At 57.1% G+C, this 20,864-nt stretch carries 25 protein-coding genes and 1 pseudogene; 15 read left to right on the plus strand and 11 right to left on the minus strand.

The genetic code is table 11. From position 1 onward, the window contains the following. Positions 1-118: 118 nt before the first annotated feature. Positions 119-502 (minus strand): hypothetical protein, encoded by a 384-nt coding sequence (locus VK725_RS10945; protein ID WP_325318085.1) that lies wholly within the window; start codon positions 500-502, stop codon positions 119-121. Between the two features lie 88 nt (positions 503-590). Between VK725_RS10945 and pncA the strand changes: the two genes are divergently transcribed. Beyond that, positions 591-1,229 carry a bifunctional nicotinamidase/pyrazinamidase gene (pncA, locus tag VK725_RS10950; protein WP_325318086.1) on the plus strand — a complete coding sequence of 213 codons (639 nt, stop codon included), beginning with the start codon at positions 591-593 and terminating at the stop codon, positions 1,227-1,229. 4 nt (positions 1,230-1,233) lie between these two features. Here the strand turns inward: pncA and VK725_RS10955 are convergent, their stop codons facing one another. Together VK725_RS10955 and VK725_RS10960 are read right to left on the minus strand one after the other, a co-directional pair. Beyond that, positions 1,234-1,422 (minus strand): CPXCG motif-containing cysteine-rich protein, encoded by a 189-nt coding sequence (locus VK725_RS10955; RefSeq protein ID WP_325318087.1) that lies wholly within the window; start codon positions 1,420-1,422, stop codon positions 1,234-1,236. Between the two features lie 9 nt (positions 1,423-1,431). Continuing rightward, positions 1,432-2,151 carry an HAD family hydrolase gene (locus VK725_RS10960; RefSeq protein ID WP_325318088.1) on the minus strand — a complete coding sequence of 240 codons (720 nt, stop codon included), beginning with the start codon at positions 2,149-2,151 and terminating at the stop codon, positions 1,432-1,434. A 126-nt stretch (positions 2,152-2,277) separates the two neighbouring features. Between VK725_RS10960 and VK725_RS10965 the strand changes: the two genes are divergently transcribed. Beyond that, positions 2,278-3,189 carry an ion channel gene (locus VK725_RS10965; protein WP_325318089.1) on the plus strand — a complete coding sequence of 304 codons (912 nt, stop codon included), beginning with the start codon at positions 2,278-2,280 and terminating at the stop codon, positions 3,187-3,189. 3 nt (positions 3,190-3,192) lie between these two features. Here the strand turns inward: VK725_RS10965 and VK725_RS10970 are convergent, their stop codons facing one another. Beyond that, positions 3,193-3,567 (minus strand): YciI family protein, encoded by a 375-nt coding sequence (locus VK725_RS10970; RefSeq protein ID WP_325318090.1) that lies wholly within the window; start codon positions 3,565-3,567, stop codon positions 3,193-3,195. Positions 3,568-3,707: 140 nt separating this feature from the next. Between VK725_RS10970 and VK725_RS10975 the strand changes: the two genes are divergently transcribed. From VK725_RS10975 to VK725_RS10990, 4 genes are all read left to right on the plus strand, one after another. Next, on the plus strand, positions 3,708-5,906 hold the full coding sequence (locus VK725_RS10975; protein ID WP_325318091.1) for an alpha-N-acetylglucosaminidase: 2,199 nt from the start codon (positions 3,708-3,710) through the stop codon (positions 5,904-5,906). Between the two features lie 79 nt (positions 5,907-5,985). Then, positions 5,986-6,603 (plus strand): hypothetical protein, encoded by a 618-nt coding sequence (locus tag VK725_RS10980; RefSeq protein ID WP_325318092.1) that lies wholly within the window; start codon positions 5,986-5,988, stop codon positions 6,601-6,603. Positions 6,604-6,907: 304 nt separating this feature from the next. Further along, the gene (locus VK725_RS10985; protein WP_325318093.1) at positions 6,908-7,060 is read left to right on the plus strand and encodes a hypothetical protein; all 153 of its coding nucleotides are present in this window, start codon (positions 6,908-6,910) and stop codon (positions 7,058-7,060) included. 11 nt (positions 7,061-7,071) lie between these two features. Continuing rightward, entirely contained in the window at positions 7,072-8,118 is a 1,047-nt protein-coding gene (locus VK725_RS10990; protein ID WP_325318094.1) for a retroviral-like aspartic protease family protein, read from the plus strand. Positions 8,119-8,195: 77 nt separating this feature from the next. Here the strand turns inward: VK725_RS10990 and VK725_RS10995 are convergent, their stop codons facing one another. Continuing rightward, entirely contained in the window at positions 8,196-8,579 is a 384-nt protein-coding gene (locus tag VK725_RS10995; RefSeq protein ID WP_325318095.1) for a hypothetical protein, read from the minus strand. Between the two features lie 245 nt (positions 8,580-8,824). Between VK725_RS10995 and VK725_RS11000 the strand changes: the two genes are divergently transcribed. The 4 genes from VK725_RS11000 to VK725_RS11015 all read left to right on the plus strand — a co-directional run bounded on the left by VK725_RS11000 (position 8,825) and on the right by VK725_RS11015 (position 11,228). Continuing rightward, the gene (locus tag VK725_RS11000; protein WP_325318096.1) at positions 8,825-9,055 is read left to right on the plus strand and encodes a hypothetical protein; all 231 of its coding nucleotides are present in this window, start codon (positions 8,825-8,827) and stop codon (positions 9,053-9,055) included. 170 nt (positions 9,056-9,225) lie between these two features. After that, entirely contained in the window at positions 9,226-9,420 is a 195-nt protein-coding gene (locus tag VK725_RS11005) for a hypothetical protein (RefSeq protein WP_325318097.1), read from the plus strand. Between the two features lie 157 nt (positions 9,421-9,577). Then, positions 9,578-9,943, plus strand: a complete 366-nt coding sequence (locus tag VK725_RS11010) for a BlaI/MecI/CopY family transcriptional regulator (RefSeq protein WP_325318098.1) — start codon at positions 9,578-9,580, stop codon at positions 9,941-9,943. Continuing rightward, the gene (locus VK725_RS11015; RefSeq protein ID WP_325318099.1) at positions 9,936-11,228 is read left to right on the plus strand and encodes a M56 family metallopeptidase; all 1,293 of its coding nucleotides are present in this window, start codon (positions 9,936-9,938) and stop codon (positions 11,226-11,228) included. The genes VK725_RS11010 and VK725_RS11015 overlap by 8 nt, the downstream gene beginning before the upstream one ends. Positions 11,229-11,329: 101 nt before the next feature. On the opposite strand, the gene VK725_RS11020 is transcribed toward VK725_RS11015, so the two are convergent. Together VK725_RS11020 and VK725_RS11025 are read right to left on the minus strand one after the other, a co-directional pair. Continuing rightward, a complete protein-coding gene (locus tag VK725_RS11020) occupies positions 11,330-11,989 on the minus strand; it encodes a glutathione S-transferase family protein (protein ID WP_325318100.1) in 660 nt (219 codons plus the stop codon). A gap of 130 nt (positions 11,990-12,119) precedes the next feature. After that, on the minus strand, positions 12,120-12,809 hold the full coding sequence (locus tag VK725_RS11025; RefSeq protein ID WP_325318101.1) for a DUF4386 domain-containing protein: 690 nt from the start codon (positions 12,807-12,809) through the stop codon (positions 12,120-12,122). 235 nt (positions 12,810-13,044) lie between these two features. Here VK725_RS11025 and VK725_RS11030 point away from each other — a divergent pair, with 235 nt between their 5' ends. Then, positions 13,045-13,959 (plus strand): LysR family transcriptional regulator, encoded by a 915-nt coding sequence (locus VK725_RS11030; RefSeq protein WP_325318102.1) that lies wholly within the window; start codon positions 13,045-13,047, stop codon positions 13,957-13,959. Positions 13,960-13,962: 3 nt separating this feature from the next. Here the strand turns inward: VK725_RS11030 and VK725_RS11035 are convergent, their stop codons facing one another. Next, positions 13,963-14,631 carry a peroxiredoxin-like family protein gene (locus VK725_RS11035; RefSeq protein ID WP_325318103.1) on the minus strand — a complete coding sequence of 223 codons (669 nt, stop codon included), beginning with the start codon at positions 14,629-14,631 and terminating at the stop codon, positions 13,963-13,965. 381 nt (positions 14,632-15,012) lie between these two features. Here VK725_RS11035 and VK725_RS11040 point away from each other — a divergent pair, with 381 nt between their 5' ends. The 4 genes from VK725_RS11040 to VK725_RS11055 all read left to right on the plus strand — a co-directional run bounded on the left by VK725_RS11040 (position 15,013) and on the right by VK725_RS11055 (position 18,308). Beyond that, positions 15,013-15,762 carry a glucose 1-dehydrogenase gene (locus VK725_RS11040; RefSeq protein WP_325318104.1) on the plus strand — a complete coding sequence of 250 codons (750 nt, stop codon included), beginning with the start codon at positions 15,013-15,015 and terminating at the stop codon, positions 15,760-15,762. Between the two features lie 77 nt (positions 15,763-15,839). Beyond that, complete coding sequence (locus VK725_RS11045) at positions 15,840-16,418, plus strand: carboxymuconolactone decarboxylase family protein (protein WP_325318105.1); 579 nt, start codon at positions 15,840-15,842, stop codon at positions 16,416-16,418. Between the two features lie 112 nt (positions 16,419-16,530). Then, positions 16,531-17,250 carry an SDR family oxidoreductase gene (locus VK725_RS11050; protein WP_325318106.1) on the plus strand — a complete coding sequence of 240 codons (720 nt, stop codon included), beginning with the start codon at positions 16,531-16,533 and terminating at the stop codon, positions 17,248-17,250. Positions 17,251-17,396: 146 nt separating this feature from the next. Continuing rightward, positions 17,397-18,308, plus strand: a complete 912-nt coding sequence (locus VK725_RS11055) for a bestrophin family protein (protein WP_325318107.1) — start codon at positions 17,397-17,399, stop codon at positions 18,306-18,308. A 44-nt stretch (positions 18,309-18,352) separates the two neighbouring features. On the opposite strand, the gene VK725_RS11060 is transcribed toward VK725_RS11055, so the two are convergent. The 3 genes and pseudogenes from VK725_RS11060 to VK725_RS11070 all read right to left on the minus strand — a co-directional run. Beyond that, a complete protein-coding gene (locus VK725_RS11060) occupies positions 18,353-19,477 on the minus strand; it encodes a serine hydrolase domain-containing protein (RefSeq protein ID WP_325318108.1) in 1,125 nt (374 codons plus the stop codon). A 494-nt stretch (positions 19,478-19,971) separates the two neighbouring features. After that, on the minus strand, positions 19,972-20,277 hold the full coding sequence (locus tag VK725_RS11065; protein ID WP_325318109.1) for a hypothetical protein: 306 nt from the start codon (positions 20,275-20,277) through the stop codon (positions 19,972-19,974). 442 nt (positions 20,278-20,719) lie between these two features. Beyond that, positions 20,720-20,864: pseudogene (locus VK725_RS11070) on the minus strand (NrdJb); the annotation flags it as partial.

Here is a 20,864-nt window from a genome sequence, read left to right on the forward strand (position 1 = left end):
GAGCCTGCTCAAAATCTAATTTTAGAGACCGACGTCATAGCCGTCATCCCAGCTTTCGCTGGGATGACGGCTTAGAAAAAATGTCACCGCAGAGATATTGAGCAAGCCCTAAGGACAATCAATCGCCGCGCAACGCACCGCGCCAGTCGCCGCCCAGAATGATCCAGCCGATACCTGCACCGACCATTGCGCCGATCAGCTCGCACGTCACGCGCAAACCGATATTGTCCGGATCGTGTATCAGCGCCAGCTTGGCCTTGAGCAACTGGATGGATTGCAGTTGCCCGTAATTGAAATAAAACAGATCCCAGATATCGCCGCTGGCCGTGAGCAAGATGGCCAACAAAAACGCGATGCTGAATTGCCGCAGCGGACTCCAGCCCTGGCGACGGCCGAATGCGTGGACGATCAGATAAAGCACCAAGGCCACTACCGCGCTGATGGCACCGGCTTCCAGGCCGCCCACCATGCCGTAGCCCATCCACGATTGGTCGTATTGCATCGTTTATCGTTTCCGTCGATCCGTTCACTTGCATTATGCCGTCGATCCGCTGTGGAATCTTGCGGTTCGCTTCTTCTGCGAGTTGCCCATGCAAGCTAAAGCCGCCCTGATTCTTGTCGATGTGCAACCGGACTTCATGCCCGGTGGCGCGCTGGCCTGCCATGAGGGCGATGCTATCGTTCCGGGCATCGACAAGCTGCTGAATCGCCAGCTTTTCATGCACAAAGTAGCAACCCAGGACTGGCACCCGCGCGGCCATATCTCGTTTGCCCGCATGCACACAGGCAGGCAGCCGTTCCAGCAGATCCCACTTTATGGACATCCACAGACCCTGTGGCCGGATCACTGCGTGCAAGGCACGCCCGGCGCCGCCCTGCACCCGGATGTGGACTGGACCTCGATGGACCTGATCCTGCGCAAAGGCAGCCGCCCGGACGTGGACTCCTACAGCGGCTTCCACGAGAACCACGGTCCGGATGGCACGCGACCCAGCACCGGCCTGGCCGGCTGGCTGCGCGAGCGGGGGGTGGATGAGGTGTATGTCGCAGGCCTGGCGCGCGATGTGTGCGTGCTATGGACGGTACAAGATGCGGTCGCTGCAGGCTTTCGCGCGCATCTGCTGTGGGATCTCACTCGCCCGGTTACGCCCGATACCGATGCCGCAACACGCGCCACGCTGAAAGCCGCGGGTATCGGCATCGTCGAATCCGTCTCCGACCTGCATTGAAGACTCAAGCCTCGTCTTCACCCGTAACGGAAACATGCGGTTGGTCATCCGCATCGACCCAGACATCGACGCTGATCGGGCGGCAGCACACCTGACAATCTTCGATATAACGCTGATCGCCAGCCGACGCATCGACCAGTATCTCGATGCGCTCGCCGCAGTAGGGGCACTGGATGTTGCGTGTGCTGAGCATGGAAGTAGTTTAGCGCGCGGCCCGTAGGGCGAGCTGGGCAATCGCCGAAGGAATCGCAACCGGTGCATCGATGGTCAGCATGTGCGGCGCATCCGCCTCGCCCAGGCCGTTTTCCATCTCGTGCTCCCAGGTCACGTGATAGGGCATGTGCACGCCCCAGCCGCCCAGACGAACCACTGGCTCGATATCCGAACGGAGCGAATTGCCAACCATCGCGAACTGCGCGGGCTCCAGCGCAAACTCAGCCAGCACGCGGCGATACGTGCCGGCGTCCTTCTCCGAAACAATCTCGATACGCCGGAAAAGATCGGCCATGCCCGACTGCGCCACCTTCTTCTCCTGATGAAACAGATCGCCTTTGGTGATCAGCACGACCGCATGCTGCTCGGCGACGGTGGCCACGGCCTCGCGCACACCCGGCAGCAGTTCCACCGGATGTTGCAACACGCCCTTACCGACCTCGATCAGCCGATGGATATCGGCCGCGGAAATCCGCCCGTCGGTAATGGCGATGGCGGTCTCCACCATCGAAAGCGTCATGCCCTTGGCGCCGTAACCGAACAGTTTAAGATTGCGGCGCTCGGTGGCCAGCATGCCGGCCTGCACGTGCGCGTCGCCGACGTCGACGTAACGGCCGATGATGGCACCGAATTGGGCGCTGGCCTCGCGGTAGTAACCCTCGCTATGCCATAGCGTATCGTCGCCGTCGAATCCAACCAGCTTGAGCATAAAGTGCACAATCCGTCTGCAGAATGGAGAAGCTTACCTTTGTTGGCCGGCGCGCGCAGGCCGCCTCTTCATAGACGAGCCTGAGCGCTACAATTCGTCCCAGCGCCAGCGGAACGGAGAACATTCATGGCCAGGAAACCTTTCCTGTCATTGCGGCCACGTCCGCGCGTGGTGCAGATCGGCGGACGGCAATTCGTCTCCGAAGGGATTCATGTCCGCTTCTGGGACGACTTCTACCATCGCGCCCTGACCATGTCGTGGCCCACGTTCTTCGGCTTTGCGACCAGCGTATTCCTGATACTCAACGCGATCTTCGCGATGATCTATCAGATCGATTCGCACGGCATCGCCAATCAATATCCCAAAGGCCTGGCCGGCGCCTTTTTCTTCAGTGTGGAAACGCTCGCAACGGTGGGTTATGGCGACATGCACCCGCAGTCGGTCTACACGCACATCGTGGCGACTGCTGAAATCATCATCGGCATGGGCAACCTTGCGGTCATCACGGGTTTGATCTTCGCGCGGTTTTCGCGGCCCCAGTCACGCATCAAATTCGGCAAGCACCCCATCGTGCGTACCATCGAAGGCAAACAGGTGCTGATGATGCGCGCGGCGAATATGCGTTTGAACCTTATCGCGCAAGCCTCCGCAAAACTTCATCTGCTGCGCCTGCACGCATCACCGGAAGGATTTCAGATCCGCCGCATCGAGGATTTGAAACTCGTGCGCGATCAACACCCGGTCTTTGTATTGAGCTGGAACGTGATGCACATCATCGACGAAGAAAGCCCGCTCTACACCACGCCGCTCGAAGAACTCGAAGAGAAAGAAGCTGCGTTGCTGTTGACCATCGAAGGCATCGACGAAACCACCTCGCAATCGATGATGGCCCGTCACCAATGGAGCATCAAGGAAGTGCGCTGGAATTATCGCTATGTGGATCTGGTGCGTCGCGACGACGACGGCATGAACATCATCGACTACACAATTTTCGATGATGTGTTGCCACTCGAAGAGGAAGAGCAGAAGGTAACGTAAACCTCATGCACCCACGCGGCGGCGCTCTCCGTCGATATCGTGCACGGGGCGCACTTCGATGCACCCGGTTCTTGCCCATGGAAACGTCATGGCAATCTTTACGGCCTCGTCCATATCCTTCGCTTCGACCAGATTGAAGCCACCGAGATATTCGCGTGCTTCCGAAAACGGGCCGTCGATGACCGTAGTCTTGTTATCGCGTATCCGCACCGTCTTGGTTTTCTGCGGCGGCTGGAGCTGCATGGAATCCAGCAGATGGCCTTCCTCACGCAACTCGTCGGCATGCTTGAAGCAGCCGTGCATCATCTTGTCATATTCGCCAGGCGGCAGTGCGTCGAGCAGTGCGTCGTCGTTATAGATCATGACCAGAAATTTCATGATGTACTCGCCTAAGCCGTTGAACGATGCGGCAACACCCGGAGCCTAGGACAACCCATGGACAGAATCCACTGTCCAAGGTCATGTCTGAACTCGTGCGATGATGGTGTAACGCCAGCCTTACGTTTGTGGAGAGTTCGATGCAGCGCCCTCTTGGCACCCTTCTGCTGACGACCATCTGCTTGGGGATGGGCGTTTCCGCGGCCCACGCCACACTGGCACCCGCCTTCGATGTGCGCCCCGAACAAAGCGTCATTAGCCGTTTGCTGCCAACGCAGGCTTCGCAATTCGAGCTCGGCGTGATGGATTCAAAACACGGGCACGAGCGTTTCCGCATTTCCAGGGACGGCAACCGCATCAAGGTCGAAGGCAGCAGCCCAAGCGCATTGCTCTTCGGCGTTAACTGGTATCTCAAATACGTAGCGCACGTGCAGATCTCGCCAAACGGCGACCGGCTTGGTCCGACAGACACCTTTCCCTTGCCGACTGCCACGATTGAACGGGAAACGCCCTACGCCTTTCGCTATGCGCTAAACGAAAACGTCGATGGTTACACCGCGCCATACTGGGACTGGCCGCGTTGGGAACGCGAAATCGATGTGCTGGCGCTGTCGGGCATCAACGCGGTGATTGTCGAGCGCGGCATGGACACGGTGCTGTATCGCACCTTCCACGACGTCGGTTATTCCGATGATGAGATCCGCAACTGGATCACGCAACCCGCGCATCAGAACTGGCAATTGATGGGCAATATGTGCTGCTTCAACGGCCCCATCAGCAGCGCGTTGATGCAAAAGCGTGCGCAATCGGCACAGAAGATCGTCGCGCGATTGCACGAGCTCGGCATCACACCGGTATTGCCCGGTTTTTACGGCATCGTGCCGGCCGATTTCCAGAACAAATTTCCGAACGCGCACGTCGTGCCACAGGGCGAGTGGGCCGGCTTTACGCGGCCGGGTTGGCTCGATCCACGCGACCCGATGTTCGCCAAACTCGCTGCGCTGTTTTATCGACATCAGCGCGAGTTGTTTGGCGACAGCACGATCTACGACATGGAAGTGTTTCAGGAAGGCGGCGACTCCGGCAACGTACCCGTGCCCGAAGCCGCACGCGATGTGCAGAACGCTTTATTGGCGGCGCACCCCGGGGCGCGCTGGATGATGCTCGCGTGGCAGGGCAATCCGCGACAGGATCTGCTTTCGGGTGTCGATCGCCAGCATCTGCTGATCATCGATATCAATCATGACCGCGTGCCACGCGACGATCGCCAGAAAGATTTTCAGGACGCGCCTTTCCTGTTTGGCGGTATCTGGGAATTCGGTGGCCGCACGACATTGGGCGCCAACATCAACAATATCACCGCGCGCCTTCAGCATCTGGCGCGCGCCAATAACAACATGGTAGGCACGGCTGTCTTTACGGAGGGCATGGACACCAATCCCTTCGCGTTCGACCTGTTCACCGAAATGGCATGGCGAAACCAGCCGTTAGATACCGAGCGCTGGACGGCAGATTACGTGCGGCGGCGCTACGGGGCGCTCGATCCGCACGCGCTGGCTGCGTGGCGTGTCCTTTTGAACACGGCCTACAACATCCGTATCGATAACGTCGTCTTCAACAGTGAACGCGATGCCGCGCAGGAATCGCTTTTCAACGCGCAACCTAGCCTGACAGTCAATCGTGCCTCCAACTGGTCGCCCGAAGCGATGCGCTACAACGCCGATGCGTTCAAGAAATCCTTGCCCGAGATGTTGCAAGTCGAACCGGCCCTGCGCAGCAGCGACACCTATCAATATGATCTCCTCGACATCGCTCGCCAAACGCTCGCCAACGAAAGCCGAATACTGCTGCCGCAAATCAAAGACGCTTACAACAGCAAAGATCGCGCGCGCTTTGAGGCACTGACACAGCGCTGGCTTCAGCTCATGGATTTGCAGGACGAGCTGCTCAACACCAACCGTTTCTTCCTGGTGGGCACCTGGCTCGCGCAGGTTCAGCCATGGGCATCGACGCCCGATGAGCTCACGCAACTCGACTACGATGCTCGATCCCTGCTCACCACGTGGGGCGATCGCAAAGCCAGCGAAGGCGCCAGCCTGCATGACTACGGCAATAAGGATTGGGCAGGCCTGACCCACGATTACTACCGCCTGCGCTGGCAGACTTATTTCCGGTCGCTGGACGACGCGCTGAGCACGGGAAAGCCTCCCGAGCCGATCGACTGGTTTGCGCTCGGGGATGCGTGGAATCGCGGCCAGCAGCGCTACGCCGATAAGCCCTCCGGCGATGCCTACGAGGTCGCCACACGCATTGCCAGGGTGCTTCAGCTAAGCCCCTGAAGTTTCCGCCGGCCCGGCCGATAACCCTGTCGAACCCCATTGCATAGCGCCCTGGGGTGGTACTTACAGGGAAACCAACATGATCAGCACCCGGCCGAATCTCGCCTATCTGAAAGCTGCCTGGGCAGCGCACGCCAGCATCAGCGCCGAACATTGTCGGCAGAGCTACGATGAAGCGGGCATCTCCTTTGAACGTGTCAATCATTCGTGGATCGTGCGCAAAGACGGCACGCAGGTCTCCACGATGCCGCTGCGCTACACGCGGCAGGAATTGCGCATGGGCTTTCTCGGCCGTATCGAAATGGAAGCTCGCAAGGCTGCCCATGAGATGGAAACGATCTTGCTGCATGAGCTGGAACTTCCCGAAGATCATTCCCTCGTCGTCGAAATGGAAGAAGCCATGCGGCGTCTTCGTCGCAACGGCACTCGCTCGATGAAGATTTTCGTAGGGCCGCGCGTGCTCTCGGAATTCTTTCCGCAACTCTTCGCCGAGATCCACGTGTTTCTCGATGCACCCAGAGCGTGTCTGTTTCTCCACCAGCGCGATACGAAAGAAGGCACAGCCATCGATCTTCTTGCCGACGCTCCCAAGCGCAAACGTCATCCGCGTGCGGAGAGCTATGCCGAACTGGCGCAGCGCATCGCGGCGACGATTCACGAGACACTAGACGAATCGCCGTCAGCGATGAGCGCCTGACTGCATCAGCCCGTCCTTGATCCACCTGCCGTTGTCCGTCACGGATGGGCTCGGCGCACAACTAGCTGAACAAAATCGCGCAAAGGAATACGGCTAGCTGACGACAGGCACCGTTTAGCGGGTTAAGCGGCGCCCATCTGGTGGCTGCCAAGGGAGTGGGCTAGATTAGCCCGCAGGGGAATCCAGGCTTGCGCAGTCCGAACCATAACGACCCGTCTTTTCGGGGCGTTGCCGCGTTTGGCTTGCCGTCACGCGCATCGGCCATCGCATTCCCCGCTGACGAACCAGCAACGGGAGAGTGCTGATGACTGTGCATGAACTTATCGCGAACGGAACCGTGGCGATGTCCATCGCCCGTGCGCACCCCGCCGGCATCGTCTTTTCCTCATTTCTTTTGAGCCACGCGCATCCGTGGGGCGTTGGCTCCTTCGCGCCGAACTCCAACGATCAAACATGAAGGGATACACCATGATCAGTACCCACACCTTTCGATGCCGGACGCTCGCACTGATCGCCTTGTCGGGCACGTGCCTGCTCGCCGGCTGTTCGGACGATTCACCCTCCGCGTCCGCACCAAGCGCTATGCAGCAAGCTGCGCCCGCGGCGCCAGCCTACACTGTGCAACCGAACGCATCGCCATCGCAGCTCGAAGCGACGGCAGTCAGCTGCCAACAGAACAGCGCCAACCTGCCCTGTGCGGAAGCGAACTGGACGCAGTACATCAAGCTTCGCCCCACCGACACCAAAGCCATCGCGAATCTGGGCTTTGTGTTGAACGAAGAAGACAAGGATCAGCAAGCCATCGACCAATTCGAAAAAGACATCAGCATGGGCGAAGGCACCTATGACATCTTTGCTTACTATGCCGATAGCCTTGCCAAAGTCGGTCGCACAGACGAAGCCATCGACTGGTCCTACAAGACGTTGAAAATCGTGCCCTCGCTCGTGGACGTGCGCGGAAAGCTTTCCAAGCTGCTGATCATGAAGAAGCGCAATTACGAAGCGCTCGCGCTACTCGCTGAATTCGACCAATACCTGGATACGAAAGGCCAACAACCGTATTTCATCGGCGATCGCATGGCGATCGAATCGGCCCTGCACAATGGCATGGCCAAATCGGATGAAGCCAAAGGCATCCGCATGGAGAAATTGGATGGCACGTTCTACGCACCGGTGAGCGTGGGCGAGTCCGGTACGCGTGCGTTTGTAGTCGATACGGGCGCGACAGACGTGTTGCTCAACGACGATTTCCTCGTCGCCTCCAAAGCGCCGTACAAGATCGTGCGCGCGCATGTACTGGCCAAGCTTGCCGATGGCCGCGAAGTCGACGCCAAGGAAGTCATGATCGATCACATGCTGGTGGGCCCAATTGAATTGGACAATGTCAAAGCGATGTCTTGTGGAAAGTGCGAGCTACTGCTGGGCGAGAATGCGCTGTCGAAGTTCAGCATGAACATGACCCAGGTGCAGGGCGTGGATGTTGCGACGCTGACGCCCAATACGTCGTTGCCATAACTTCAACGCGTTAGCCAGATGCAAAAAAGAAGGGCGGCTGAAAGGCCGCCCTTTTTCATGACACCTGCGCAGAGACCTTAGCGCTTTGCGCCTAACAAACCCACTTTGTAACCCGCCTCTTTCAATCGACTGGTAGCACGGATGCTAAGCGTTACCAGAACGAAGAGGCTCACGATCGGCAGCAACAAGCCGACGATGACAAGCACCTTGCTCAAGGTCGAAAACCCCATGCCGTTGCACAGGCGTACGGCACCCACAATGCTCATGACTGCTGTGATTAGTACCAGCGCAAACACTACGGCAGGTGGAAATGCAGTATTCGCTGCCATGCTCGCGAAACTCAGCAGGATCGAATAAATAATAAGTTTCTGGCCGCTTGCTACCTGATCGAGTGCCTGGCTGTGTTGAGCCACGTCTTCCACCGTGGATTTTGGTGCGTCGTATGGATTGTTCACGCTCATGTTTTCCCCCTGGTTCCCGATTCGCCTGCTGCTTGCATTCATCGGCACGGCTGCCGACATATCAGCAAGACCCCCATCGTCAGTCTGACGTAAACCATCGACAAAACAAAGGTCTAACCCATGCTGGTGTCCTCACACGTGGGCGTCTATCGCTGGGACCATGCAACCATTTCAAAAAAATGCGCCTCAAACGTCATGGACGGGTAGCCCTAAGGTTTTCCGCCGCCCCAATGAATGGTGACGCCGTGTACCCCACAACCGATCAGATCGAGCACATGCTCAGCAAATTGGATATCTCTGTGCCGCGCTTGTTGACGGAAAACGGTGGCATGGACTTCTGGATCGAATACCTGCAGCGCGCCGATGTCATCAAGGAACAGGCAGGTCTGGACAACTACGACTGGGTCGCCACGCGGATCGATGAAATACCGACGAAGTACGGCGTGCTGCCACCATCCCAATGGATGTGCTGCTGATTCGGATCGGTCGATTTTTGCGTTGTAGTGGACGGGCTCAGTCGGCGACCCCTGATCGCCTTCTGGGCCCGTTTTTTTGTCATGAACTCGACGGCCGTAGCGGCCAAAATCGCCCTGCCCGCTTTGGCGTAAGCTAGTGCTCCCTTCCGTGTAGAGCAAAGGGGCAACGTATGGAACCGCATTTCCACCCGTTCTTCGGGTTGATCGCTGGCATTCTGATGGTGATTCCCGCCTGGAAGACCGTCGCCAAGGCTGGTTACAACGGCGCATGGTCGCTTTTGATTTTTATTCCGCTCGTCAACATCATCATGTTCTACGTTTTTGCTTTCAACGTGTGGCCAATCGAACGCTCACGCACTCCGTAAGTCTCTGCAAAAGATTGGTATGAAGGGACCGACTGCGCGTCGGTCCCTTTTTCTTTGTGCGCCTGGAAAACCCTTCAGGAAACTTTACACAAGGACGCCATTGACACCCATCGTCTACAAGCGTAGACAGTAACGACTACAAATGTAGACGATTGATATGTCCATCAGCGAATCCGAAGCCTTGATCATGCACGCGCTCTGGGAGAACTCGCCTCTTACAGCAACCGAGCTGCTTGAGACCGTGGGTGCCCAACAAGCGTGGCAGGAGAGCACCGTGAAATCGCTGTTGAGCCGATTGGTGCACAAACGCGCGGTGCGCACGAAAAAGGACGGCCGGCGGTTCCTCTACTACCCCGTCCTGGCCCGCACAGACTATCTGCACAGCGAGAGCAAATCGCTTGTCGACCGGCTGTTTGGTGGTCGCATCACGCCTTTCGTGGCGCATTTTTCGGAAAAAAATAAGCTTTCCAAACGCGACCTCGCAGAGTTGCGCAAACTTCTTCGGGAGCTTGACGATGATTAGTATCGAGGCATTTTCTCTTGGCATGCACGCGATGCTTGGCCTTTCTCTCGGCATCGTCATCACCCTTGTAGCAAGAGGCCCTGTATTGCGTCTTTTCGGGGCACAGGTCACCTACACATTATGGGTGGTAATTCCGCTGTTGGTGGCGATATCGCTGCTGCCTATTCAGCCATTGGCTGTCGCACATCCGTATCTTGTTGCAACGACCCAGGTGGCAACGCATCACGTAACGCCATCTTCTGCTTTAGCCCATGCCATACCCTGGACCGGGATCGCGGCGAGCTTATGGCTCGCGGGGGCGATAGCGATTTTCGCCGCATCCTTGAAGGGGTGGATGACTATTCGACGTGTCATCGGCAACGCAAAAGCGCTCCCGTCTTTTGAAAACATTCCGGTACTGGAAAGCGCTCACTGGTCGCACGGGCCTGCCGTCGCTGGCGTGTTCCGTCCCGTAATTATCATCCCTGACGATTTCAATATCCGTTACACCGAAGCGGAACGCAGGTTGATCCTCGCTCATGAAGCGACACACGCCCGACGTCTTGACGCGCTGGCAAACAGCCTCGCCACTATTGTCGTAGCGATGGCGTGGCTCAATCCGCTGGCATGGCTCGCACTGATCCGCTTTCGCCGCGATCAGGAACTTGCCTGCGATGCGTCCGTGCTGAGCCGCTTCAAACAGCACAAAACGTACGGTGAAGCGTTGCTCAAAACGCACTATGCATTCCTGGGCCCACTCGCCACATGCAACTGGCTCGGACTTTCGTCGCTGAAGGAGCGTGTCATGATGATCAAACAGCCTCATCGTACAAAGGCTCGTCTTCGCATGGGCTTGATGGCAGTTATAAGTATCGCCGCACTAAGCAGTGTTGCATCGCATGCGCTGTCGACTGACACGGCACCGCTACAAGGGACCATACTTGTGCAAATCGACACGACACGCGCCAATGGCCTGCAGCAATCCTCCGTCGTATGTGTCGCATCCGATCAACCCATCCAAATTCCCTACGATCACGGTCCGGGCGACCTGGGCAATTTGTACTTTCACGTTGCTTATGCAACAGGGAGAGAGTTCGAGGGAACACCGTCGCCCTACCCGGCACCACCGTATCAGTGGCATATATACGGCTTCACTCCCGTCGCCCACTCGTATTTCGCTGACGGTGTAAAGGGGGAGGTCAACAAGCTACCGGATCTTTACGCAAGGGACCGCGGAACCACGGGGCTGGTTTATGGCAACCCCGAAGATCTGAAGGTCGAAATAAAGATTGCCCAGCATTGCTGAACAGGTTGTTCCGCTCCTTCGGCGCAAAAGGTTTGGAGTCATCCCATTGATCAGATGACTCCACCCTTTTCTATAGAACCCATTATGCGATGTGAGATCAATCAATCCCGATCGGGCGCGCCCAGCGGGAAAAACGGCCGATAGGGACGCGCCTCGTCCACCGCACGTGCAAAGGACGGACGCGCCAGCAGCCGCGTTCGATACGCGATTACATTCGTGAAGGACGGATCGATACGGTGCGTCCAGTCCGCATAGAAAAGAAAGGGTGCCGCACTGCAATCGGCAAGACTGAAATGCTCGCCGGCCGCCCACTTGCGACCGCTCATCCGCTTGTCCAGCCACGCATAAGCGGTATCGAGCACTTTGCGTGCATCTGTCACGCCGAAAGGATCGCGCTCCGCTTCCGGACGCAGGGCGTCAAATACGATTCGCTGTTGCGGCGTGGAAATATAGTTCTCGAAGAAACGATCCATCAGGCGCACGTCCAAGGCCGCACCGGGATCCTTGGGTAACAGCGAAACCGGTCCTGGGTATTTCAATCCCAGGTATTCGACGATGATCGCCGCTTCCATCACGGTGCGATCACCATCCACTAAAACGGGCATGCGCCTGAGCGGCCACAGCTCGGCAAATTCAGCTGTCATCGCCGGGTCGTCGTGACTGAGCACGCGCCACTCAAACGGCGTACCGTTTTCATAGAGCGCGACAAGCACCTTTTGACAGTACGAAGAGAATGGGTGTGCGTAGAGTTTCAATGTCATCGTTATGCCTTGTTGTCGGAACGGACAAAACGGCCCACCTGGCCGTCTTGTTATACGACGAAGCAACCATGGTCAAATCGACATGCAAAATGAGGCGACCCACTCCGCCCCATCTTGGCTTCCGATGCACTCAGCCAGCGGCTTGTTTGGGGTGTCTCACGCCAACGATCAGAAGCCACAGACAGATCCCGATTTCGCCGAATGAAGCCGGCAGCATGACGAGATTCGATATCGTCGCGTGCGGGAAAACGATTTGTGCGAAGAAGCTGATCAAATAGCTGAAGCAGCCCAGCATCAAAAGAATGCCGATGACTTTGGGAAGAAATCCCGACTTGAATACCAGATAGCCGAAAGGAAGTAGCCAAAGTCCCCAGAATATCTCGGATATGAAAACCGTGTTGTCGTACTCGCCCATCGAGAACATGACTCTTTCACGCAGCTGGTCCGAGGTAACCAACAGTTTGTATTTGTCGCCGTCCACCAGCGAAAGAATATCCATCTGATGGGCGAGCGCAACGAAATAAATGGGCACGCAAGCCACGGCCAAAGCCACCATGAGCACGGCCATATTTCTGTTGACAGAGCTGAGCAATTTATAGAGCGCCAGCGGCAATATCAGAAAGGCGACGTAGCCTAGCGTGCCCGAAGCAATACCGAGACGGAAAAGCGTTTCATTCGTCACGATGTTGGTAACAGTCATGGCCGCATCGCCATGCGCACTAATACGCGAAGGCACAACGATGAGACTGAATATGCCGGTGACGACGGTGATCAAATACAACAAGCCCGCGACACGCGCCGTCTTATTGTTCGTATCCATATGCTCGTCCCATCGATTGCTAACGTGCGCTGGAGAATGGCCGGCCACAATCTGTTGCCGCGAGAATGACACGCTCGCCCTGGCTTGCCTACGGACGTTAGTCATGGGGTGAATCAATCATGGGGTGAATCGATAGCTGCTGCCGAGCGGTGTATTCTCATGCGCGAAGGGAAGGTACGGGCGATTTTTTGGCCCGAACGTTGACGCCACCCCACTCTGCTAGAGAACGAGGGTTATGGACCGATTCGCCGTCATGGAAACCTTTATCTGCGTGGTGGAAACGGGTTCGTTTTCCGCGGCGGCGCGGCGACTTAATGTCGGTCAGCCTGCGGTCTCCAAATCCATCGCCCAGCTTGAAGATCACCTTGGCGTGCGCCTGCTGCTGCGCTCCACGCGCGGCCTGACACCCACCGAAGCGGGTCAGCACTACTACGAGCGCGCGAAGCGTTCCATCGAGGAAGCCAACGAAGCCGATTTGGTCGCGCGCGGCACGGGCAAAGGGCTATCGGGAAAGCTTCGAGTAAGCGCCGCGGTAACCTTCTCCAGGCTACATATCATTCCTCGATTGAATAGGTTTCTAAGCAAGCACCCGGATCTGCAGATCGACGTCAGGCTGGACGACCGAAATATCGATCTCATCGAGCAAGGCATCGATGTGGCGTTGCGCATGGGGACACTGCCCGATTCGAACATGACCGCTCGGCATCTCGCTCAATCGCGACGACACGTCCTCGCAACGCCGCGTTACATTCAATCGAATGGCGCGCCCAAGACACCCGCGGAATTGGCCCGACATGAAGCCGTGGTCTACAGTCCAAACGGTGGTAATACCTCGTGGGATTTTCAACGCGGCGACACCGTCGTATCCGTGATGGTCGCTGGACGCATCGTGGTCTCTGCGGCTGAGGGCGTGCGCGCGGCTGTATTGGCGGACATGGGTATCGCTATTGCGTCTGAATGGATGTTTGCATCGGAGATCCGTAACGGTGAAGTTCAAACGTTGCTCGACGATTGGACGCTGCCGCCGATCGATGTATGGGCACTATTCCCCACGGGACGTATGGTGAGTGCCAAAGCGCGAGCCTTCGCCGATTTTGTGGAGGCGATCTTGAAGGAGATCGCCCCGCCTCAGGACGATGACGCTTCCTAACATTCAGCGCTTGCCGTACTGCCTAAGCACAGGAAGCAAGTCTTCTGGCTCCGGACGTTGCGTGTAATCCGGATTGACTTCTGCATACACGATGGTGCGATCCGGTGCGATGACATAACGTGCCGGGATAGGAAGCGTCCAACTGTCGTCGCCATTAAAAGCCGGTAGATTGTTTTTCAGCCGCTTGTAGAGGTCCACGAGATAATTGGGCAACGCATAGCGCACGCCGAAGCTATCGGCGACCCGATTATTCGGGTCACTGAGAATCGGAAAACTCAGATGATTGGTGCGTTCTGACTTCTGGCTGTTGACTGCCAGCTGCGGCGAGATCGCAACGAGGTTTGCTCCGGCTTCTCGAATCATCGGCAGCGTGGCTTCCAGCGCTTGAAGTTCGAAGTTGCAATACGGACACCACACGCCGCGATAAAAACTAACGACCAGTGGGCCCTCGCCTAAAAGCTCCTGCGACGAAACCTCATGGCCATGACCATCTTGCAGGGTAAACATAGGCACCTTGTCGCCGGCCTTGGCGGCGCGGCTCGCCTGACCCGATGCAATCAGCTCGACCGTCGCGCGCTCCATGATGGGGTGAATGTCGGATGGCGCGCTATAGGGAGGCTTGCCTGCGCGAAAGTCCGCCTTGAATGCATCTAACGTAGCTTGGAGAGACATGGTTTAGCTCCTAGGTGAGTTGACGCCATGTTCGATGCGCCCCGCCGTTCAGAGAACCCACGGCGCATGCATATCTCTCATTCCCAGCAGGAATTCGTCTATCGATGTTCTCATCTCACCTCCGTGGAATCTGATTAGCGCAGGCAGTTAGCGCCCGTCATCCCAGCGGAAGCCGGCGGAATGACGATCAAGCACGGTCAAGCCTGGTCGCATTTGTGACGATACCTAGGCTATTTGCGCTTGAAAAAACACCATTCCAGCTGAGCGGCCGTCTCCATTCCCACTAGGACTAATTGGTATTCCCCGCAGCTTTCTAGTTGAAGCGCGGACACTGCGCCAAAGTTCGTTCCGTCCAATTCCCAACCTTGACGGAGTCGAACCATGAATACCAAAGTCGTTCTGATCACTGGCGCCCTGGCTGGCATAGGCCGTGCCACGGCCATCGCATTTGCTAAAGAAGGTGCGCGTCTGGTCGTCAGCGGCCGTCGCGAAGAAGCCGGTTACGCACTGGTCGACGAATTGCGCAAGCTCGGCGCAGAAGCCGAATTCGTTCGCGCCGATGTGCGTTTCGAGAACGATGTACGCAACCTCATCGACCGCACCGTCGAACGTTTTGGCCGCATCGATGTTGCCGTGAACAATGCAGGTACCGAGGGTGAACTCGGCCCGATTGTGGACCAAACGCCCGAAGCCTACGAAAGCACGTTTTCTACCAACGTGCTCGGCACCGTGCTATCGCTCAAGCATGAGATGCGCGTGATGTTGCCGCAGGGTTCCGGTTCGATCATCAACCTGTCGTCTATTGCCGGCCAAGTCGGCATTCCAGGCGCATCGGTCTACGCAGCCAGCAAGCATGCCGTCGAAGGTCTCACCAAGAGCGTTGCGCTGGAAGGCGCCGCAGCGGGCGTACGTGTGAATGCCGTTGCACCGGGTCCCGTCGCCACGGAGATGCTGGATCGGTTCGCTGGCGGCAGTGAGGAAGCGAAAACCAATTTCCTCAACTCCATGCCGGCCAAGCGCGCCGCAACGGTCGACGAAATCGCGCAGACCATTCTTTTCCTCGCCAGCGATAAGGCTCGCTATCTCACTGGTCAACGCATTGCTGTGGATGGCGGCTATACGGCGCAGTGATACGCCCCGTTACGCAAGAACACTACAACGCACTCACCCTCTCTCAGTACCAACTCAAGGTTCCAAGGAGAACTCTCATGACTATCAATGCATTCAAGGTTCATGACATCGCAACAGCACCCGCCGGCTCAGCGGACATTCTGAAAGATGTGCAGAAAGCTTGGGGATTCGTGCCCAATCTGCACCGCGTTCTCGCTGAAAGCCCCGCAGCCCTCGAAGCGTACGCGACGCTGTGGACCATTGCCGAGAAGACCAGCTTTACGCCGGTGGAGCGCAACATCGTTTACCTGTCGATCATCTATGAAAACGAGTGCGTGTATTGCATGGCAGGCCATACCAATTTGTCGCGCATGGCCAAGGTCGATGAAGCAGCGATTGCCGCCGTACGTGAAGGCCGTCCCATCGCCGATGCCAAGCTGGAAGCCCTTCGACATTTTGCGGCGCTGGTGACACGTAATCGCGGTGTCGTGAGCCCTGCCGATGTGGAGGCGTTCAAAGCAGCCGGTTATGACAACCGCGCCATATTGGATGTGCTCGTACTCGCCGCCACCAAGCTCATCTCCAACTACACCAACCATCTTGCCGAAACGCCGCTCGATTCCTTCATGAAAGGCGCGGAATGGAAGGCTCCTGGCAAACTCAAGGCTGCTGCTTGATCGATCTACGTGAGTGCCCCGCATCTTATTGTCCGTAGTTGCGGGGCACTCGATTGTCTCAAACGCTGACCATGTAAAAGTCCCTACTTGCCACACATCGAGTACAAACCTTATGCGTCGCACTATCGTCGTTACCGGAGCTTCGAAGGGTATTGGCCGCGCTGCGGCCGAGATGCTGGCAGCCAATGGCTGGTACGTCATCGGTATCGCGCGTCATGCCGTGGATAACTTTCCCGGCGAGTTTCTAACGTGTGACCTGTCCGACGTCGCGGCGACAACGCAATTGGCAAACCAGTTGGCGGCTAGAGGCGACATTGTCGGCATCGTGAACAACGCCGGCATCGCGCGCCACGAACACTTCAGCAACGTCGCAGCGGACGACTTCGCCAACGTACTCGATATCAATCTTCGCCCCGCGTTGGTGCTCACGCAGGCGGTGCTTCCCAACATGCGTGAAGCGGCATTCGGAAGAATCGTGAACGTGACGAGCCTGGTCACCAAAGGCTTGCCTTTCCGCACAAGCTATGCGGCATCCAAGGCAGCGCTGGAAAGCATGACCCGCACCATAGCCATTGAACACGCGACGCACGGTATTACTGCCAACGCCGTAGCCCCCGGCCCCACCGAGACGGAACTGTTTCGTGCCAACAACCCGGCCGGCGGCGAAGGCGAGGCGCGTTATATCGCACAGGTACCTATGAAGCGACTGGGACAGCCCCAGGAAATCGCGGCGCTCATTGCGTTCCTGTGTTCTGACAATGCCAGTTATATCACTGGGCAGACGATCTATGCGGATGGTGGCGCAACGTTGGGCACGGGTGGCTCTCAATAAAAATGCGCAGCTACTCGTTCTGACACGAGAACCCGCGAAATCTCACGCGCGGTGGCTCTCTGCGGGCGGCGCAACCCTTCCTCCACGCTTTAGTTGGAGACTATGGTGTAATTTCGCCCAGTACACACCTCGCCGATAAAGCCGCAATGATCGTCCGTCCCCGTCCCAACTGGTTTCGTCTTCTGCTCGTCGTTCGGGGCTCGGTACTGCCGGTGATTCTGCCGCAGCTATTGCTGACTCTGGTATTTGCGTTGGCCGTCACCCTGCTTCACGGCCGCGTTTATGTCTGGAAGGTCTCTCTAACGTTTGTGCCGTTCTCGCTGATCGGCCTGACGCTGGCGATCTTTTTGGGCTTCCGCAACAACACCAGCTATGCGCGCTACTGGGAAGCGCGCATGTTGTGGGGTGAGGTGTTGAACAACACCAGGTCATTGGCGCGGCAGTCGCTGACCTTGATCGATGGTAGTTCGGATAGCGCTGTGTTCGTCCATCGGCTTATCGCTTTTGTGCACGCCTTGCGCCATCAGCTGCGCCACACAGATCCTGATGCGGATCTGGCGCGCTGGCTGTCTACGGATGATCTTTCCCGCTTGATCGGTGCGCGTTACAAAGCCTCCGCGATCTTGCTGATGGCCGACGAATGGCTTCGAGATTGTCGATTGGAAGGCCAGCTCACCCCACCGCTGGCGCAAGCAATGCAGGTGCATATGGGACATCTGAGCGATGCGCTTGGCGGTTGCGAACGCATCGCTGGCACACCCATCCCCTTTACCTACGGCGTGATCATCCACCGCACGGTGTACCTTTATTGCCTGCTGCTTCCCTTCGGTCTAGTGGATTCCATCGGCGCGATGACGCCATTCGTCGTCACCTTTATCGCGTACACGTTCTTTGCACTGGAAGCGCTGAGTTCGGAAATTGAAGAACCCTTCGGCACCGAACCTAACGACCTGCCACTGGATGCCATGTCCGAAGGTATCCAGGCATCGCTGCTTGAGCTATTGGGCGAACGTAATCTTCCCGCTGCGCCACAGCCCAAGAACTACGTGTTGACCTGACAGTTGTAGTTCGCATCCAGAGGCGCGCTGGACTGTTCCATCAATTAACGCCCATGCACTGTCTCGGCGATGGTTTTCAGCGCGCCCTCGGTTCCGTCGCATGCATCGTTGGCCAGCAGTACGAATCCTTCGTGCTGTTTTGGATAGAGCACCGCCTGGCTGGACATGCCGAAACTGCCGCCGCTATGCCAGACGATGGGCTGGCCTTGGTCTTTGCCAAGATTCCAGGCCATGGCATCGCCGTCATCCGCCTTCCCCATCAAGACGTGATGCGATAGACGGATGACAGGATCGCTGTCATCCAGTTGCCAGCGAACATATTTCGCCATGTCTTCGGTGGACGCATAGAGACCCCATGCCGCTCCTGCGTTTGGCAAGTGATACGGCGTAAGGCGGCCGTAGCGATCGTAGCCGTTGACCAGACGCGACTGTTCGCTGCCATCCAGCACGAAGCCCGTGGATGTCATGCCAAGCGGCCGCGTGATGTACTGCTGCAACAGTTCATCGATCGGCTTGCCATAAACCTTTTCAAGTCCAAGCCCGATCAGCAGAAAACCGGCGTTAGAGTAAACCTGCTTTTCGTCGGGCGCACTGTGCAACTTGGTATTGTGCAGCGCTGCCAGGAATTGCTCGCGGCCGAAGCCCTGGTTGAGGGCAACCATGCGAGCGTTAAAGTCGGGCGAATGCTTGTTCGCAAAAAGGGGATCCGTATCGGGAATGTCGCGCGGCATGCCGGCGTAGTGCGTGACCAATGTGCGCAAAGTGATGGGTTTTCCGTTCCACGCGAGATTGCCGTAGTCACCCGGCAAGTCGTTGCGGAAATCGCCATCGAGGCTCATGCGACCGTCAACAACCGCTCGCGCCGCCAATGCCGCGGTAAACGTCTTAGTGACCGATGCCAACTCGTAGATGCTTTGCCGCGTGGGCCGCTCGGCTTTGTTGCGGGAAATGCTGCCGTAGTCGTAGAAGTAAGAACGATCTTCTTCAACCACCGCGATGGAAACCCCAACATGGCAGCGATTGCGAAAAAAGTCGTTAGCTGCCTTATCGACGGCGATATCCAATGTCGAGCGGTGCGGATTGTCGCTGCTTACTCTTGTCGTCGAAGCGTATGCGGTAACAGCGGCAGTCGAGCAAATCAGCGCCAGCGAGCAACCCAACCACCGCATGTTCCGTGCCGAAGACTTTGCGTTCTTCGCAATCCGTTGAGGCATCATCATTCCTTCAATGAGTAGCGCTGTTTTCGGCGCCGACAAAAACATGCAAGTAACAAGCAACTTCGGCGACGGCTTAGGCGATCATCGCAGCCAAGGTCGACACACAAAGCACTACGCAGGCAGCGAACAAGCTGTTGAGCATCAGGGTTTCGAATTTCATGGCGGTTCTCCGTTGGATGGATGAGTGAGGCTTTCGAGGTTGATGGTGCAAGCCTGATGCCAACCGCATCAGTACCTCGAAAACCGCATAACAGCGCCATTTGTGCGTGGTGCTCGGAATGAGCCACCTTGTCCGCGGACAGTTGTCCGTATTGTCCGGACAGGATACGGACAAGCTAAATCTACGAAGCGCGCGATCGGCACGGCGGAATCGCGTGTAGAGCGAAACACTGACGCAGGCCAGCGCCAACAAAAATCAGAAAATTTGCACCCTATCGTTTGGCGGGTTACTGCAACGCCAGAACGTATGTCATAAACCAAAACGCAACCTGCGCGATAAACACCGTCGCGATGCGTTTGATCTCTTTTCTGCCCGACCATAGAAAGCTGACGACGATGGGTATTTGGCCGAACATCAGCAGTATGGCGATATGGTCGGCGTTATCTTCGTCATGGCGAGGCGCATGGAATCCATAGCGAATGAGATCCATGACAACCATCACGAAGACGATGCCCGTCATCACCAAGGGCGTGGCACCGTTCCAGCGCTGAATAGGTGAAGTAGGATCTCTAGACGACTCATCGGGATACATCCGAAGCCCTCCTCTGCAAGAGACTGAATCGAGTTTATCGCAGGTTGCGCGCACGATATGACGTAGAAATGTCTGTGTGCCGCTGAATGCTGTCGTTTATAGGAAGAGAGGCACGGACGAGGTACTTCCAACCGCCGCCAAACTCTTTCGCATACGTCGCGTAGGCATTGGCCAGCGCATCGAACCACTCTGCCCCGACAGATTGCACGACCCACTTCATGCGATGGTGCGGTAGTTGGGCGTGCCCAAGCGTTCAAAAAAGAAGCCGGATTCATTGCGAATCCGGCTCTTTTTGCTTTACCTCTAAACATCGCGCCTTCCGGCCCGACCGTGGTTCAATTTTATGACTCCATTTAGTTCAACGTTATGGGGTTACTAGTTCAACGTTATTGTGAGTTTTCCCAAAACGCACTATCGAAAAGCCCCAACAAAGCGATTGCGTTTAGCCGCACTTGCTATACCCACAGTTAAGGCACGTCTGACAGCCATCCATCAGCACCAGCGCCTTGGTATTGCACTTGGCGCACAGCGTGGCGCCCGGGGGGAAGCCGGCGGAGTCGTTGGTGTCGGCGTCGGTGGGGCTTAGG

Source organism: Dyella sp. (genome assembly GCF_035486915.1).
Classification (GTDB): domain Bacteria; phylum Pseudomonadota; class Gammaproteobacteria; order Xanthomonadales; family Rhodanobacteraceae; genus Dyella_B.